Consider the following 15,065-nt stretch of genomic DNA (forward strand, 5'->3'; position numbering starts at 1 on the left):
GCAATAAGCAAAAAAAGCCTGCCGAGCGAGACCGGCAGGCTTTGGTGAATATCATTATTTTTCAACGTTAAATCCTTGCTTCTCAAGCATTTCACGAATATGCGGGTAGTAGAGACGCTGATAGTAAGCCGCGATGCCTTGTGACCAGTTTCTTGTTTCCTTTCCGTTCGTGCGCTGCTTCATATACTCGGACATTTGCTCATCATAAGCTTCAATGAGCGGCTTTAATTGTTCCGCTTGATAGGTTTCTTTGTGGCGTACTGCAGCTTGCGGCAGACGCGGTTTTTTCGCTGAGCGGTCCGCAGGGTGTCCGATGACAAGCCCTGAGACAGGGAAAACATATTTCGGAAGCTCAAGCAATTCAATCATTTCATCCGGCTTTCCGCGGACGGCGCCGATCGGTACAGTGCCTAAACCGAGCGATTCGGCAGCGGCAGTTGCGGTGCCAAGCGCGATTCCCGCATCAACGGCGCCTACTAGAACAGATTCCAGTCCGTCTGTTACTTTCAGTTCGATGTTGTTTAATTCCTCGAGCGCGATTTTGGCCCGGTTAAAGTCAGCACAGAATAGCAAGAAGACAGGAGCTTGGTCAATCCACGGCTGGCCGCCCGCCAATTCAGATATTTTCTTTTTGCGTTCTTTATCCTGAACTGTAATCACTGTTACCTGCTGGCCGTTGATAGATGTCGGGGCAGATTGTACAGCTTGAATGATTTGGTCTATTTGCGCATCAGACACTGGCTCATCGGTATAGCTTCGGATCGAGCGGTGATCTGTTAAGGTGTTGAGTACTTCGTTCATATCGGACATCCTTTCGTTACTCTCCAAGCTCTGTGCGGACGACATCTAGAGGTGCGCTCAGAAATTCTTTGCCTTTCGCTACAAACCCTTGGAAATGCGCTGTTTCATTATGGAATTTCATCGCTGCTTCGTCTTTCCATTGCTCAAGCATAACGAAGGTATTTTCCTCGCCTACTTTTTCAAACAAGTCATATTGAACGTTGCCTTCTTCCGCGCGGGAGTGACTGAGCAGTGATTGGGCCTCTGCTAAAAATTCCTCGCGTTTTTCTTGTTTTACTTTCATGTAAGCTTGTAATACGATCATAAAATCTCCTCCTATTGTGTTAGACACTTTTTCATAGTTTGTGTTCTTATGACTGATTTATCCATTGTTCGAATTTCATCGAACTAAATGTAACATGTAATGAAAAAGAGGTAAAGCGAAAACCCTTACCTAGTAAAATTGTCATCATGCGCGGTTGTGTGTTAAATTTGTGTCATGAACATTCCAAACCATCCAAAAACAGAAAAGTTGCAGCTGACAAAAGTTCTTCACGCTCTCAGCGATCCGCTTCGGCTTGAGCTTGTGAAGCGCTTAGCCGAAGCGAAAGAAAAAACGTGCAGCACGTGCGCAGATATACAAGTCGCCAAATCTACCCTGTCCCATCATTTTAAAGTGCTGAGAGAATCGGGCATCGCTCAAGTCCGTATAGAAGGGAAGCATCGTTATTATTCGCTCCGCACCGATGATCTTCAACAGGCGTTTCCAGGTCTGCTTGAAGCCATTCTGAATGTGGAACAAGACCGCTGGTAGAATCAATCCCCAAAGAAGGGGATTTTTTTATTATCCGTAAACCGCTCGTTGAAGCCTTTTGACTCCCTCGTCTATATCCTCGTCTTTCAGCCGGGCAAACCCGATGATTAGTGCAGGGGTGTTTTGTTTTTTGCAGCCTTCTTCCAACTGAAAGCGGCTCATCCCGAACACTTCAAGCTGCAGCCTTGAAGCGTGTGCTAATATCTCTTTTTCCGGCCGGTTTGTATCGAACTCAGTGACAAAGTGAAGGCCTGCGTTCGCTCCTTTTACCGTTATCTTTTCTCCAAAAGCTTCATCTAAAGCATGGATGAGCTTTTCCCGCTTTTCTTTATACATCTGTTTCATTTTTTTTATGTGTTTTTGATATTCTCCAGAATCAATAAATTCCTGTAAGGCAAGCTGGGCGAGCGTGTTGCACGTCTGCAGGTCATAGCTCCGTTTCTTATATTTTCGCAAAAGCTCCGGCGGCAGAACCATATAGCTGATGCGAAGGCCGGGAAGCAGGGATTTTGAAAACGTGCCCATGTAGATGACGTTTTGAAAACGGTCAAGGCTTTGAAGCGCGGGAATACTGTCTACATCATATTTAAATTCACTATCATAATCATCTTCAATAATATAGCGGTCCGCAACCTCAGCCGCCCAGTTCAAAAGCTGAATTCTTCGGGAAACCGGCATGATGACTCCTGTCGGAAATTGGTGAGACGGGGTTGTGATTAACACATCGGGGTTCTGTTTGTTAATCTCCCGCATGGACATGCCTTTTTCATCAAGCCTGATTGTTTTCACTTCTTTTCCGGCGCTGCAGAGAAGCTGGTACATCCGCCTGTAGCCCGGCTCCTCCATTGCATACAGCGCATCGTCCGGAAGCAACTCGGTTAATAGATGTATCAGCATTTGGGTCCCGGCACTGATGACGATTTGTTCAGGGCTGCATTTCACGCCCCGCGTAAGGGAAATCAGCCGGGTGATGGTTTCGCGGACACCGTAAATGCCTTGCGGGTGAGCCATGTCGCCAAGCGTGTGAAAGGCGCGGGCAGCGGATTTTTGCTCACAGCGGAACCAGCTTTTTAACGGAAAATGAGCCATATTTACACTCATATGAGAAAAGGAGATCCACTCGCCGCGATCTACAGCAGGCTCCTTCAGATCATCAGGCAAAACAAATGAGGATGTCTGTTCCTCGGTATAGAAGGTATCAAGCTGCTCGACGAAAAAGCCTTTTCTCTCTATCGCGTATAAATATCCTTCCGCGAGGAGCTGCTGATAAGCGGCATTCACTGAATTGACGCTGACCCTCAGCTTTCCGGCCAGCTCCCGTTTTGATGGAACCTGTGTATGAGGAAGCAGGTTGCGGTTCAAAATCTCTTTTTTTATTTTTTGATAAATTTGCTGATAAATATAATCGGCTTGTTCCGAATGGTCGATTGAAATGGTGATCATATTTTCTCCCTCTGATACCATCGAAAAGTTAATTTTGGTACTTTTCATCATACCAAAAAGAAGTCAGAATGATAAGAAAATAATGTGCAGGGGGATGTAAATATGAGCCAAACAACGAAACAAATGAGAACAAGCGCGGAGTGGCAGCAAAAGCGTGATCAATTTGTATCCAAAGGCGTCAGCAATGGAAACCGCAGTCTGGCGGTAAAGGGAGAAGGGGCTGTGCTGTATGACTTGGACGGCCGTCGGTTTGTTGATTTTGCGGGTGCGATCGGAACGTTAAATGTCGGCCATTCGCATCCGAAAGTGGTCGAGGCTGTGAAGCGCCAAACGGAGGAGCTGATCCATCCGGGCTTCAACGTGATGATGTATCCGTCCTATATCGAATTAGCCGAAAAGCTGTGCGGCCTTGCACCGGGAGAGCACGATAAAAAAGCGATCTTTCTCAATTCAGGAGCGGAAGCGGTGGAAAACGCCGTGAAAATCGCAAGAAAATATACGAAACGCCAAGGAGTTGTCACCTTTACGCGCGGCTTTCACGGCCGTACAAATATGACAATGAGCATGACAAGCAAGGTGAAGCCTTACAAATTCGGGTTTGGCCCGTTTGCGCCGGAAGTCTATCAAGCACCGTTTCCGTATTATTATCAGAAGCCTGCCGGAATGAGCGATGAGAGTTACGATGACTTTATCATTCAGTCGTTTCATGATTTCTTTGTTGCGACAGTGGCGCCGGAAACAGTGGCTTGTGTCGTCATGGAGCCGGTACAGGGGGAAGGCGGCTTCATCATTCCTTCTAAACGATTCGTGCAGCATATCGCCGATTTCTGCAAGAAGCATGGAATTGTGTTTGTCGCTGATGAAATTCAAACCGGCTTTGCGAGAACGGGCACTTACTTTGCGATCGAGCATTTTGACGTTGTACCTGACTTAATCACGGTTTCAAAATCACTCGCAGCTGGTCTTCCGTTAAGCGGCGTGATTGGGAAAGCCGAGATGATGGATGCGGCGGCACCCGGAGAACTGGGCGGCACGTATGCGGGAAGCCCGCTCGGATGCGCGGCTGCACTAGCGGTGTTGGAAATTATAGAACATGAAGGGCTGAATGAACGGTCTGAGGAAATCGGAAGAATCATTGAGGAAAGAGGGCTTGAATGGAAAAAAGAACATGCCTTTATCGGTGAAATTCGCAGACTGGGAGCGATGGCCGCAGTAGAAATCGTTAAAGATCCGGAGACTCGTGAGCCTGATAAAGCAAAAGCCGCCGCCATTGCAGCTTATGCGAATGATAATGGTCTTCTTTTACTGACTGCCGGAATCAACGGCAATATTATCCGGTTCCTTACACCGCTTGTTATTACAGATGAACAGCTGAAGGAAGGGCTGGACATTATTGAAGCGGGGCTGTGACAAGTCCGAGTTCAATCATTGGAAAACAGAGGGCGGCGTCTGATATCCTTTTAATATAGATTCACCTTTGATGCATGAAGTACTTGATATATATTAAATAGAAAGGAATGTTTCATATGCCAGATAAGTTAACGGTTTATAACCCGGCTACAGGCGAGGTGATCAAGTCCATTCCTCAGCAATCGGCTAAGGAAGTGGAAGAAGCCATTGAACGTTCACACCAAGCGTTTAAAACCTGGTCCAAAACATCAGCCTCAGAAAGAGCGTCCCTTTTAAAAAAATGGTATGAACTGATTGTTGAACATAAAGATGAGCTTGGAAAACTGATTACTGCGGAAAACGGGAAACCGTACCAGGAAGCTGTCGGCGAAGTCCTATACGGAGCGGGATACATTGAATGGTTCGCAGAGGAAGCAAAACGCGTATACGGAAGAACCGTGCCTGCGCCAACCACAGGGAAACGCATTGTCGTCACACGGCAGGCTGTCGGACCGGTCGCGGCGATTACGCCTTGGAATTTTCCTAATGCGATGATTACCCGAAAAGCCGCGCCTGCCTTGGCCGCTGGCTGCACCTTCATTATTAAACCGGCGCCGGATACGCCGCTTTCAGCGTTAGAGCTTGCCCGCCTTGCGTATGAAGCCGGCATTCCAAAGGACGTGCTGCAGGTTGTAAATGGTGATGGAGAAGAGATCGGGAATGTCTTTACAAGCAGCCCGAAAATCCGCAAAATCACCTTTACCGGATCGACGCCTGTAGGGAAAATTCTAATGAAAAACAGCGCGGAAACAGTGAAGCATGTCTCAATGGAGCTTGGCGGACATGCGCCGCTCATCGTCGATGAAGACGCAAACCTTGACCTTGCCGTTGAACAAGCGATGGTATCTAAATACAGAAACGCGGGCCAGACCTGCGTATGTGCGAATCGTTTGATTGTCCATGAATCCGTCAAAGATGAATTCGCGAAGAAATTGAGCGAACAAGCAGCTAAGCTGAAGGTCGGCAACGGACTGGAAGAGGGTGTAAACGTCGGCCCGATCATTAACAAAAAAGGGTTCGAAAAAATCGTCAGCCAGATCGACGATGCTGTTGAAAAAGGCGCCAAAGTGCTTGTCGGAGGATCGTATGACCGAAACGATGACAAAGGCTGCTACTTTGTTCATCCGACAGTGCTTGGTGATGTGGATACGTCCATGAACATCATGCACGAGGAAACATTCGGTCCGGTGGCGCCGATCATTTCTTATACTGATATTGATGAAGCCATCGAGCTTGCAAACGACACACCGTTCGGACTTGCCGCTTATTTCTTCACAGAAAATTACCGCCGCGGCATTTATATTTCTGAAAACCTTGATTACGGAATCATCGGCTGGAATGACGGCGGACCATCTGCGGTTCAGGCGCCATTCGGCGGAATGAAAGAAAGCGGCGTCGGCCGTGAAGGCGGTTCTGAAGGCATCGAGCCATACCTTGAAACAAAATATATGTCCATCGGTTTATAAAAAAAACACGCTTCACAAGGCTGCCGGCATGACCGGCGGCCTTTTTTTGCATGCCGAAAACTCCTCATCTGCCCCTCTTTCAAGATATCCGGAATAATTACGCATACTCAAGCCAAAATAATGACAAATACTTTTGAAAGAAGGTTCCCCATCTATGGATTTATTATTGGCTCTTCTCCCGGCTTTGTTTTGGGGGAGCATTGTGTTATTCAATGTCAAATTAGGCGGCGGACCGTACAGCCAAACGCTGGGAACAACGATCGGGGCGCTGCTTGTTTCAATTGTGATCTACTTTTTTGTTCAGCCCGTGCTCTCGATGAAGATTTTCCTCGTTGGGATTGTGTCCGGATTATTTTGGTCACTCGGGCAAAGCAACCAGCTGAAAAGCATTCAATTAATGGGTGTATCAAAGACGATGCCCATCTCCACCGGGATGCAGCTTGTATCAACTTCCTTGTTCGGTGTGATCGTTTTTAAAGAATGGTCCACACCCATCGCAATAACATTAGGAATCCTTGCCCTTATCTTTATCATTGTTGGAATCGTACTCACTTCATTAAATGATAAAAAGGGAGAGGCTGACGGTGAGCCTGGAAACTTTAAAAAAGGCATTGTCATCCTGCTGATTTCGACACTCGGCTATTTGATTTATGTCGTCGTGGCGAGATTGTTCGGCGTTTCCGGCTGGTCGGCTCTTTTTCCGCAGGCGATCGGAATGGTGATTGGCGGAGTGATATTAACCTATAAGCACAAACCCTTTAACAAGTATGCCGTCAGGAATATTCTTCCGGGTCTGATCTGGGCGGCGGGGAATATGTTTTTGTTTATTTCTCAGCCCAGGGTCGGAGTCGCGACAAGCTTTTCACTGTCCCAAATGGGAATTGTTATTTCCACGCTCGGCGGCATTTTTATCTTGCGGGAAAAGAAAACAAAACGTCAGCTTATCGCAATTGCGATCGGCATCATACTGATTATCGTAGCAGCCGTATTCTTAGGGATAGCTAAAGCAAATTCATAACACATATTAGGAGGATGGACATGTATACAGATTTAAAAGGAAAAGTCGTTGCCATTACAGGGGCGTCATCAGGACTGGGAAAATCAATGGCTCTTCGTTTCGGAAAAGAGCAGGCGAAAGTTGTCATTAACTATTTTAACAATGAAAAGGACGCAAACAGCGTAAAAGAAGAAGTCGTTCAAGCCGGCGGCGAAGCGGTGGTCGTTCAAGGAGATGTCACGAAAGAAGATGATGTGAAAAATATCGTCAAAACAGCGATCCAAGAGTTCGGCACATTGGATGTCATGATTAATAATGCAGGCCGTGAAAATCCTGTTGCTTCTCATGAGATGCCGCTTGATGATTGGAACAAAGTCATCAGCACAAACCTGACCGGCGCTTTTTTAGGAAGCCGTGAAGCGATCAAATATTTCGTTGAAAACAATATCAAAGGAAATGTCATCAACATGTCCAGTGTTCATGAAATGATCCCATGGCCATTATTTGTCCACTATGCGGCAAGTAAAGGCGGCATCAAATTAATGACCGAAACATTGGCGCTTGAATACGCGCCGAAAGGCATTCGTGTCAATAATATCGGTCCTGGTGCGATTAACACCCCGATCAACGCGGAAAAATTCGCAGATCCAGTGCAGAAGAAAGACGTAGAAAGCATGATTCCGATGGGTTATATCGGGGAACCTGAGGAAATCGCTTCTGTAGCGGTGTGGCTCGCTTCCAAAGAATCCAGCTATGTAACGGGTATTACTTTGTTTGCTGATGGAGGAATGACCAAATATCCTTCATTCCAAGCTGGACGCGGGTAATCAAAAAAAAGCGATCTCAGATACTTGATCTGGATCGCTTTTTTATTATGCGCGCTTTTTCTTTACAAGTGCGGCAATGGATAGAATAATGGCGGCTGCGGACAGCACGATGGCTGTTATATCAAGCGCTGAAGGGCCGGATGCTGCTGCATCGGATTCCTCTTTCGTCTGTGTAGCGCCATGCTCATCTGTTACATTTGCTGATTTTGTAATCTGTGTGATGGAATGCGGCGTGTCAGCGTCCTCATCTCCGGTCCATTCTACAATGCTGCCGTCTTTGTAATATTGATACGCGTCCCAAGCAGCTTGTTCTGCTGTATCAGGATTCTTCGCTACAAAAGTGAACTGCTGGAACTGGCCGGGCTGAATACCGCCGTCCGTTGCTTCCCAAGTGACAGATACTGATTTGTCATCATGCTTAGCGCTTGAGACTTTCCAGCCTGGAATCGGTTCATATTGCTGGAATTCTACACCCTTCGGCATTTTCAGCACAAGCTTTGTCGTCGGCTGGTCTTTTTCCACCGGTACTTTCATTGTATACGTTTCCCATGAGCCTGCTGCTGATTCAGCCGGCTTCACAGACACGTGTGCGCTGGCCGGAACTGTGAAAAATAATAACGATGCCACAACAGCAGGAAGAAAAGCGATTGCATATTTTTTGATCATGACAAAAACTCCTTTTTAATTCGTTTTAGAAAACATAATATTGATTTCATTAAAATCACCGGTTAACCCGTGGACCTTGACCTTCCAGTTGCCCTTTTCATTAATGGACAAATTCTCTGCTTCGAATACACCTTGCTTTGACTCTTTTAATTGGAAGGTGCTCTTATTTTGATTGCCGGACAATCCTGTTTTATATACGGTGATGCTGATCTGTTGAATATCTTTAACCGGATCGCCGTTATGGTCGGTCACTCTCAGGTCAAACTCATTTTTCCCCGGCTGGTTCGGGCTGATGCTGAGTGAAACCATTTGGCCTTTTTCAATGGCTTTTGATTGGAAAAACGGCTCTGGTACCGGTTCAGGCGGACTTGGCAGGCTTGTAAAGACGGCAGCTGTAATCAGCACGGCAATACCGATGGCCCATTCGGCCTTTATTGTCCTTCCGATCCCTTTTTGGCGCGGTTTTCTTGTGGACATATAATGGATCGCGCCGAATATGAGCATCATGACAAACAGGCCGCTTTTGAGTAAGAGCGTCTGGCCGTATGCTGTATGGAACAGCGAGTCCATCGACCGAATGATAAAGAATCCATTCAGCAATCCGGAGAACAAGATAACCCCGACAGACACGAGTGCCCATGGCGAGAAGCGTTTGACGGTTTCCCATGCGAGCGTTTTGTCAGCGTGTTTCCATTCATTCCAAAGCAGCAGCGTAAGAGCCGCAATTCCGCCGACCCAAATGGAGGCAGACGACAGATGAAGGAAATCCATTAATACACCGACCGCTTTTTCTTCCACGACTGCCGCATGCCCGGTAAACGCCTTCGCAAGCAGCAGGCCGAAAAAGAAGATGAGCGGCGCAGTCCAATATTTGAACGAATCAAAGCGTTTCTTGCGTAAAGCTGGGATGACGGATAGGACAAGCAGCGCGTATAATCCAATCTGAATCATCCAGATGGCGCCTCCCGCGGTTTGCAGCAGGGTTTCCTTTAGATAGCCGGCTTGAAGCGCCGCCGCCCAGCCGCCTCCCGCATTTGCTTTTGTTTGGATGGGGAGCTGAAGCAAGAGGGCAAGCCCCATACACACGACTGATAGAATCAGTATGTTCCTCGTGCGCCGTATAAGCGGGACAGGCAATTCCGCGGCCGCTTTAAACCAAACGAGATGAAATAAGACCGTTCCGATAAACAGAGAAAACGCTGTGTACAAAACGGCGCGGTCAATGGCTGTTTCAGGGTGAATCTCGGAACCCGAAGCCTTCTGGCCGCCGAACCCCCCATCGGCTTTTCCGATACTGAACGGAATGACGCCGGAAACCGGGTGCCCGTCAGCTGACACCGCGTTCCATTCCGCTCTGTAAATATCATGGGGCAGGTTCTTTTTCAACTTTGTGATCATGATGTGTTTGTTATCTTTTTTTATGTCTGTATGATCTTTATCAACCCGTTCGCCAGATGAATTGTACACTTTAATGTAATGAAAGCCCTCTTCTACAGGTTCATTAAATTCAATCTCAACCTGTGATGGCGCTTTTTTTAATTCACTGTTTTCACTTGGCGTTGAATTGACAATATAGGCGTGAGCAAAGCTTGTTTTCGGAATGAAAACAAGAAAAAGCAGAAGGATGATCCATATTCTGTTTCGTTTCATTACTCAGACACCACCTTCCGCAATAGATAATGTTATGTCTTGGTGCAGGCGCATCCCTTTTGCCTGTCGTTTAAAATGATTTCGAGCGCTTTGCCGAATGTGCAGATCGTTCCGCCAAAGCCTTTTTGAAATCGCTCCGCATGGTCAAGCGACGCAAACGGAATGGCCTGTGGCTGACAGCAGTGCAGATCAAGCTCGGCATGCAGCAGAAAAACAGCAGACGCGGCACTGACCGTTGTTTGCAGCAGAAAGTCTTTGCAGATCAGATGAGAGACCTCTTCCTTTTTATCTTCGTACCGCAAAAACGCGCAATGGGCGCAGCAAAGCTGTTCAACTTCCTGACCCACGGTTATCAGCTGGACTGAATATGTGTGATTAACCGGCTTCAGACAATAACTGCACAGATTTGCCGCTGGTAAAGAACTGTTTTCAGCGAGCGCAATGCCGCCGGACGTTTTGATCACCTGCTTTGTTTTCGCAAGCTGATTCACATCCCTGTAAACCGTCATTTCAGAAACACCGAATCTTGCGCTGATATCCGCTATTCTTAGGGCGCCTTCTTCCTTCAGCCACTCGATCAGCTTCTGCTGCCTGTTAATCGGGAGCATACCGTTCATTCACCCCTTTGTTTTAGTTCATCTTTAGCGTAGATGATTTTACAGGTGTGTACAAGTATGAGAATGATGAAAAATGTGAAAATGTGTTGAACAGCAACAAAACGTATCGTAATCGTCTCTGTTATAATAAAGAGCGTACTGAATGATTGAGAGTGAGGAATACCACATGAAAGAAACATTATGCCCAAACTGCGGCAAACCTTTAACAGGCGACATGGTCAGATCGTCCAATATCCCATGTGCATTTCGCTGCGGACACTGCCGGGAACGGCTTCATGAATATAAAGTATCAGCTCCGATTATGATTGCGGCGCTTGCTTTGATCGTATTTTTAATTTATCTTGCAGAAATCATTCGCAATGCAGTCAGCCCAATCCTTCCGGCGGTTCAGCATATTCCGGTGGCCGTGTTTGCGCTCGTCTGTGCGTATCCCGTTTTTATCGTAAGTGAACGGCTGATGGCGAAGTATGTGATCAGCAATGGAACGATTATTTATAAAGGAAAAAGAAAAGGCTCCTGATTGCGCAGGTGTCTTTTTTTATTTTTAAAATTTTGTCACAGCCTCTGTGCCAAACTCCTCTTTACTTTCAATTGTGCGCGTGATGAAAGCGTTTTAATATGTAGGTAAGGGGCAGACAACATGATGAAAAGCCCTATGATGACAGCACAACAGGGAGGGTTTATATATGCAGCAGCAAGATGAGCAGCAGGCTGGCATGAAAGTGAAAATTCAGCGCTTCGGCAGCTATTTGAGCGGGATGATCATGCCGAATATCGGCGCGTTTATCACGTGGGGGATTATCACGGCGCTTTTTATTCCGGCGGGATGGCTTCCGAATGAGCAGCTGAATACATTAGTCAGCCCGATGATAACGTATTTACTGCCGCTTTTGATAGCGTATACAGGCGGAAAAATGATTTACGACCACCGAGGCGGAGTCGTCGGAGCGACGGCGGCCATCGGGGTGATTGTCGGATCAGATATTCCAATGTTTTTAGGTGCCATGATCATGGGTCCATTAGGCGGATACCTGATCAAGCAGATTGATAAATTGTTTAAAGATAAAGTGAGACAAGGCTTTGAAATGCTGATCAACAACTTTACGGCAGGCATTATCGGAGCAATTTTAACGATTATAGCGTTTTACGCCATCGGCCCGGTTGTTCTTTCTTTAAATAAAATTCTGGCGGCCGGTGTCGAAGTGATTGTACACGCCAATTTATTGCCGATTGCGAGTGTGTTCGTCGAACCGGCAAAGGTATTGTTCCTGAATAACGCGATTAACCACGGAATTTTAAGCCCGATCGGAATCGAACAGGCTGCGAATACTGGTAAATCCATTCTGTTCTTGGTTGAAGCGAACCCGGGACCTGGCCTAGGCATTTTGCTGGCGTATATGTTCTTTGGAAAGGGCTCTTCAAAATCAACAGCACCAGGCGCGGCGGTCATTCATTTCTTCGGCGGAATTCACGAGATTTATTTCCCGTACATTTTAATGAAACCGATGCTGATCCTAGCGGCCATCGCCGGAGGAGCTAGCGGACTGTTAACATTCTCGATCTTTAACGCGGGTCTTGTGGCAGCCTCTTCACCGGGAAGCATCTTCGCCATCCTTGCGATGACACCGAGAGGAAACTATCTGGGCGTCATTGCCGGTGTCATTGTGGCAACCGCTGTATCGTTCATCGTGTCAGCCGTTATCTTAAAATCCTCTAAAGCGGGTGAAGAAGATTTAACGGCCGCAGCGGAAAAAATGCAGGCAATGAAAGGCAAGAGCAGCCAAGCGGCAGCCGCTTTGACAGAAACAGAAAAAGAAGCAGCAGAAGCTGAAGAAACAGCTGAAGTGACGCATGAAAACGTAAATAAAATCATTTTTGCATGTGATGCAGGAATGGGATCAAGCGCAATGGGCGCCTCTATTTTAAGAAACAAGGTGAAAAAAGCAGAGCTTGATATCAGTGTCACCAACACGGCGATCAACAACCTGCCAAGTGACGCGGATATCGTCATCACTCATAAGGATTTAACAGAACGAGCAAAAGCGAAATTGCCAAACGTGACGCACATTTCGGTTGATAATTTCTTGAACAGCCCGAAATACGATGAGCTGATTGAAAAGCTTAAAAAATAATTAGTTAAGAGAAAGAGAGTGTGTTTATGATGCAAGTACTCGCAAAAGAAAACATTAAATTGAATCAGACAGTGAAGTCAAAAGAAGAAGCGATTCGCCTGGCGGGTCAGACGCTGATTGAAAATGGCTATGTGACAGATGACTATATTGCCAAAATGTTTGAACGGGAAGAAACATCATCAACGTTTATGGGGAACTTCATTGCCATTCCGCACGGCACGGAGGATGCGAAGGGAGAGGTCCTTCACTCAGGTATCTCCATCATTCACATTCCGGACGGAGTGGAGTACGGTGAGGGCAACACAGCCAAAGTGGTGTTCGGCATCGCCGGAAAAAATAACGAGCACCTTGATATTTTGTCAAACATTGCGATCATTTGTTCAGAAGAAGAAAATATTGAACGGTTAATAAACGCGAAAAGTGAAGAGGAACTGATCGCCATTTTCAACGAGGTGAACTAATATGATTGCCTTACATTTCGGTGCCGGAAATATTGGCCGCGGCTTTATCGGCGCATTGCTTCATCATTCCGGTTATGAAGTGGTGTTTGCAGATGTGAACGCTGAGATGGTTGATGCCCTCAATGAAAAGCGGAAATATACAGTGGAGCTTGCCGAAGCGGGACATTCGTCTGAGGTAATCGGGCCGGTCAGCGCGATCAACAGCGGCAGCCAGCCGGAGGAGCTGTATCGTTTGATCAACGATGCAACGCTTATCACAACAGCGGTCGGGCCTCATGTTTTGAAGCTGATTGCCCCCGCTATCGCCGAAGGATTGAGACGAAGAAGCTCAGCCAATCCATTAAATATCATCGCTTGTGAAAATATGATCGGCGGAAGCAGCTTTTTGAAAAAAGAAATCTATACCCATTTGACGGAAGCGGAGCAGGAAGCTGTCAGCCGCTCTGTCGGTTTCCCTGATTCCGCTGTAGACCGGATTGTGCCGATTCAGCATCATGAAGATCCGCTGAAAGTATCAGTTGAACCGTTTTTTGAATGGGTGATAGATGAATCAGGCTTTAAAGGGAAAACACCGGTGATTGAGGGAGCGCTATTTGTTGATGATTTAACCCCTTTCATTGAAAGAAAGCTGTTTACTGTCAATACAGGCCATGCGGTCACAGCCTATGTCGGCTATCAGCGCGGATTAAAAACGGTGAAAGAAGCCATTGACCATCCGGAAATCCGCCGTGTTGTTCATGCGGCGCTTTTAGAAACAGGCGAGTATCTAGTGAAAACGTACGGCTTTAAGCAAGCGGATCATGAGCAATATATTAAGAAAATCATCGGCCGCTTTGAAAATGAATTTATTTCCGATGATCTCACCCGGGTGGCAAGATCACCGCTCAGAAAGCTCGGAGCGAATGATAGACTGGTAGGCCCTGCCAAAAAAATAAAAGAGCCTAACGCATTGGCGGAAGGTATTGCCGCCGCGCTTCGATTTGACTTCAGCGGCGACCCGGAAGCTGTTGAACTGCAAGCGCTGATCGCTGAAAAAGGCTACAGCGGCGCACTTCAAGAGGTTTGCGGCATTCAGACTGATGAACAGCTGCATGCGATCGTCTTAAAGAAATTAAATCAATAATCGTCCGCGCCAAGAAAGGCGCGGGCTTTTTTTTGCCTTCTATAAGTCTGCTATAATAGAAAGAGAATTTAAAAAAACAGCTCTGTCAAAATAGGCTGAGTCAGGATTCGCAAACCCGTGGGGCGCATCGAATTGATAAAGGCTAATAAACCGGTTTTCTTTCTTTTTTATGCGAGTGATCACATCTGAAACGTCAAACGACGGTTCATACGCAGGGAAAAACAATAACACCGGACATGCTGGATGAATGTCAAGGTGATCACGGATTCGAGAGCCGTAATAACAAACGGCGCCGCTCAGCTCAGGCATGCTGCTGCATTTCCACGCAATGGTTGCCCCCGTGCTGAACCCTATGACATATATAATCCTACCGGCGTTTTTGTTACGCACAATCAACTTTCTGATGATTTTTTCCCCGGCTGTCAGACGATTATGCATTGAGAACTGCTCGTATGCCGCCTTTTCCTCTTTTAATGAATAAACCTCTTGATCTCCGAGAAGATTTGGCGTCACGACATCATAACCCGCCATTTTGATGAGCCGGGCCATCTTTTTTATATGCGAATTCACCCCGTATATTTCATGAATGAGAATGACGAGCGGCTTCTGCAACATGAAGATCTCCTTCCCGTTTTGTTTT

The 15,065-nt window shown here is 46.7% G+C and carries 15 protein-coding genes and 1 pseudogene; 9 read left to right on the top strand and 7 right to left on the bottom strand.

Annotation, left to right across the window (positions count from 1 at the left end):
- Positions 1-54: 54 nt before the first annotated feature.
- Positions 55-801, bottom strand: coding sequence for an NADPH-dependent oxidoreductase (locus AXI57_RS06195; protein ID WP_004430288.1), 747 nt, complete (start codon positions 799-801; stop codon positions 55-57).
- Between the two features lie 16 nt (positions 802-817).
- Positions 818-1,105: a putative quinol monooxygenase gene (locus AXI57_RS06200; protein ID WP_010789697.1), complete on the bottom strand. Its 288-nt coding sequence runs from the start codon at positions 1,103-1,105 to the stop codon at positions 818-820.
- 174 nt (positions 1,106-1,279) lie between these two features.
- On the opposite strand from AXI57_RS06200, the gene AXI57_RS06205 reads away from it, so the two are divergent.
- On the top strand, positions 1,280-1,594 hold the full coding sequence (locus AXI57_RS06205) for an ArsR/SmtB family transcription factor (RefSeq protein ID WP_004430292.1): 315 nt from the start codon (positions 1,280-1,282) through the stop codon (positions 1,592-1,594).
- Between the two features lie 2 nt (positions 1,595-1,596).
- On the opposite strand, the pseudogene gabR reads toward AXI57_RS06205, so the two are convergent.
- Positions 1,597-3,037, bottom strand: a pseudogene (gene gabR / locus AXI57_RS06210) (MocR-like transcriptional regulator GabR).
- Positions 3,038-3,139: 102 nt separating this feature from the next.
- Here gabR and gabT point away from each other — a divergent pair.
- The 4 genes from gabT (at position 3,140) to gdh (ending at position 7,776) form a co-directional block, all read left to right on the top strand.
- Positions 3,140-4,447 (top strand): 4-aminobutyrate--2-oxoglutarate transaminase, encoded by a 1,308-nt coding sequence (gabT, locus tag AXI57_RS06215; RefSeq protein ID WP_061669576.1) that lies wholly within the window; start codon positions 3,140-3,142, stop codon positions 4,445-4,447.
- Positions 4,448-4,563: 116 nt separating this feature from the next.
- Complete coding sequence (gabD, locus tag AXI57_RS06220) at positions 4,564-5,952, top strand: succinate-semialdehyde dehydrogenase (protein WP_061669577.1); 1,389 nt, start codon at positions 4,564-4,566, stop codon at positions 5,950-5,952.
- Positions 5,953-6,106: 154 nt separating this feature from the next.
- Positions 6,107-6,970, top strand: coding sequence for a RhaT/GlcU family sugar-proton symporter (locus AXI57_RS06225; protein WP_004430305.1), 864 nt, complete (start codon positions 6,107-6,109; stop codon positions 6,968-6,970).
- Between the two features lie 20 nt (positions 6,971-6,990).
- Positions 6,991-7,776, top strand: coding sequence for a glucose 1-dehydrogenase (gdh, locus tag AXI57_RS06230; RefSeq protein WP_061669578.1), 786 nt, complete (start codon positions 6,991-6,993; stop codon positions 7,774-7,776).
- Positions 7,777-7,821: 45 nt separating this feature from the next.
- Here gdh and AXI57_RS06235 read toward each other — a convergent pair whose 3' ends face one another.
- From AXI57_RS06235 to AXI57_RS06245, 3 genes are read right to left on the bottom strand one after another with little or no spacing between them, the layout of a single operon-like run.
- The gene (locus AXI57_RS06235; RefSeq protein ID WP_004430310.1) at positions 7,822-8,442 is read right to left on the bottom strand and encodes a YcnI family copper-binding membrane protein; all 621 of its coding nucleotides are present in this window, start codon (positions 8,440-8,442) and stop codon (positions 7,822-7,824) included.
- Between the two features lie 15 nt (positions 8,443-8,457).
- Positions 8,458-10,092: a copper resistance CopC/CopD family protein gene (locus AXI57_RS06240; protein ID WP_004430311.1), complete on the bottom strand. Its 1,635-nt coding sequence runs from the start codon at positions 10,090-10,092 to the stop codon at positions 8,458-8,460.
- 32 nt (positions 10,093-10,124) lie between these two features.
- Positions 10,125-10,700 (bottom strand): copper uptake transcriptional regulator CutR, encoded by a 576-nt coding sequence (locus AXI57_RS06245; RefSeq protein WP_004430314.1) that lies wholly within the window; start codon positions 10,698-10,700, stop codon positions 10,125-10,127.
- A gap of 175 nt (positions 10,701-10,875) precedes the next feature.
- Here AXI57_RS06245 and AXI57_RS06250 point away from each other — a divergent pair, with 175 nt between their 5' ends.
- From AXI57_RS06250 to AXI57_RS06265, 4 genes are all read left to right on the top strand, one after another.
- The gene (locus AXI57_RS06250) at positions 10,876-11,229 is read left to right on the top strand and encodes a hypothetical protein (protein ID WP_004430322.1); all 354 of its coding nucleotides are present in this window, start codon (positions 10,876-10,878) and stop codon (positions 11,227-11,229) included.
- Positions 11,230-11,395: 166 nt separating this feature from the next.
- A complete protein-coding gene (locus tag AXI57_RS06255; protein ID WP_061669579.1) occupies positions 11,396-12,841 on the top strand; it encodes a PTS mannitol transporter subunit IIBC in 1,446 nt (481 codons plus the stop codon).
- A 29-nt stretch (positions 12,842-12,870) separates the two neighbouring features.
- The gene (locus AXI57_RS06260; RefSeq protein WP_004430324.1) at positions 12,871-13,302 is read left to right on the top strand and encodes a PTS mannitol transporter subunit IIA; all 432 of its coding nucleotides are present in this window, start codon (positions 12,871-12,873) and stop codon (positions 13,300-13,302) included.
- A 1-nt stretch (position 13,303) separates the two neighbouring features.
- On the top strand, positions 13,304-14,425 hold the full coding sequence (locus AXI57_RS06265) for a mannitol-1-phosphate 5-dehydrogenase (RefSeq protein WP_061669580.1): 1,122 nt from the start codon (positions 13,304-13,306) through the stop codon (positions 14,423-14,425).
- 39 nt (positions 14,426-14,464) lie between these two features.
- Here AXI57_RS06265 and AXI57_RS06270 read toward each other — a convergent pair whose 3' ends face one another.
- The gene (locus AXI57_RS06270; RefSeq protein WP_061669581.1) at positions 14,465-15,040 is read right to left on the bottom strand and encodes a dienelactone hydrolase family protein; all 576 of its coding nucleotides are present in this window, start codon (positions 15,038-15,040) and stop codon (positions 14,465-14,467) included.
- Between the last annotated feature and the right edge of the window lie 25 nt (positions 15,041-15,065).

This window comes from Bacillus atrophaeus (genome assembly GCF_001584335.1).
GTDB classification, from domain to species: Bacteria; Bacillota; Bacilli; order Bacillales; family Bacillaceae; genus Bacillus; species Bacillus atrophaeus.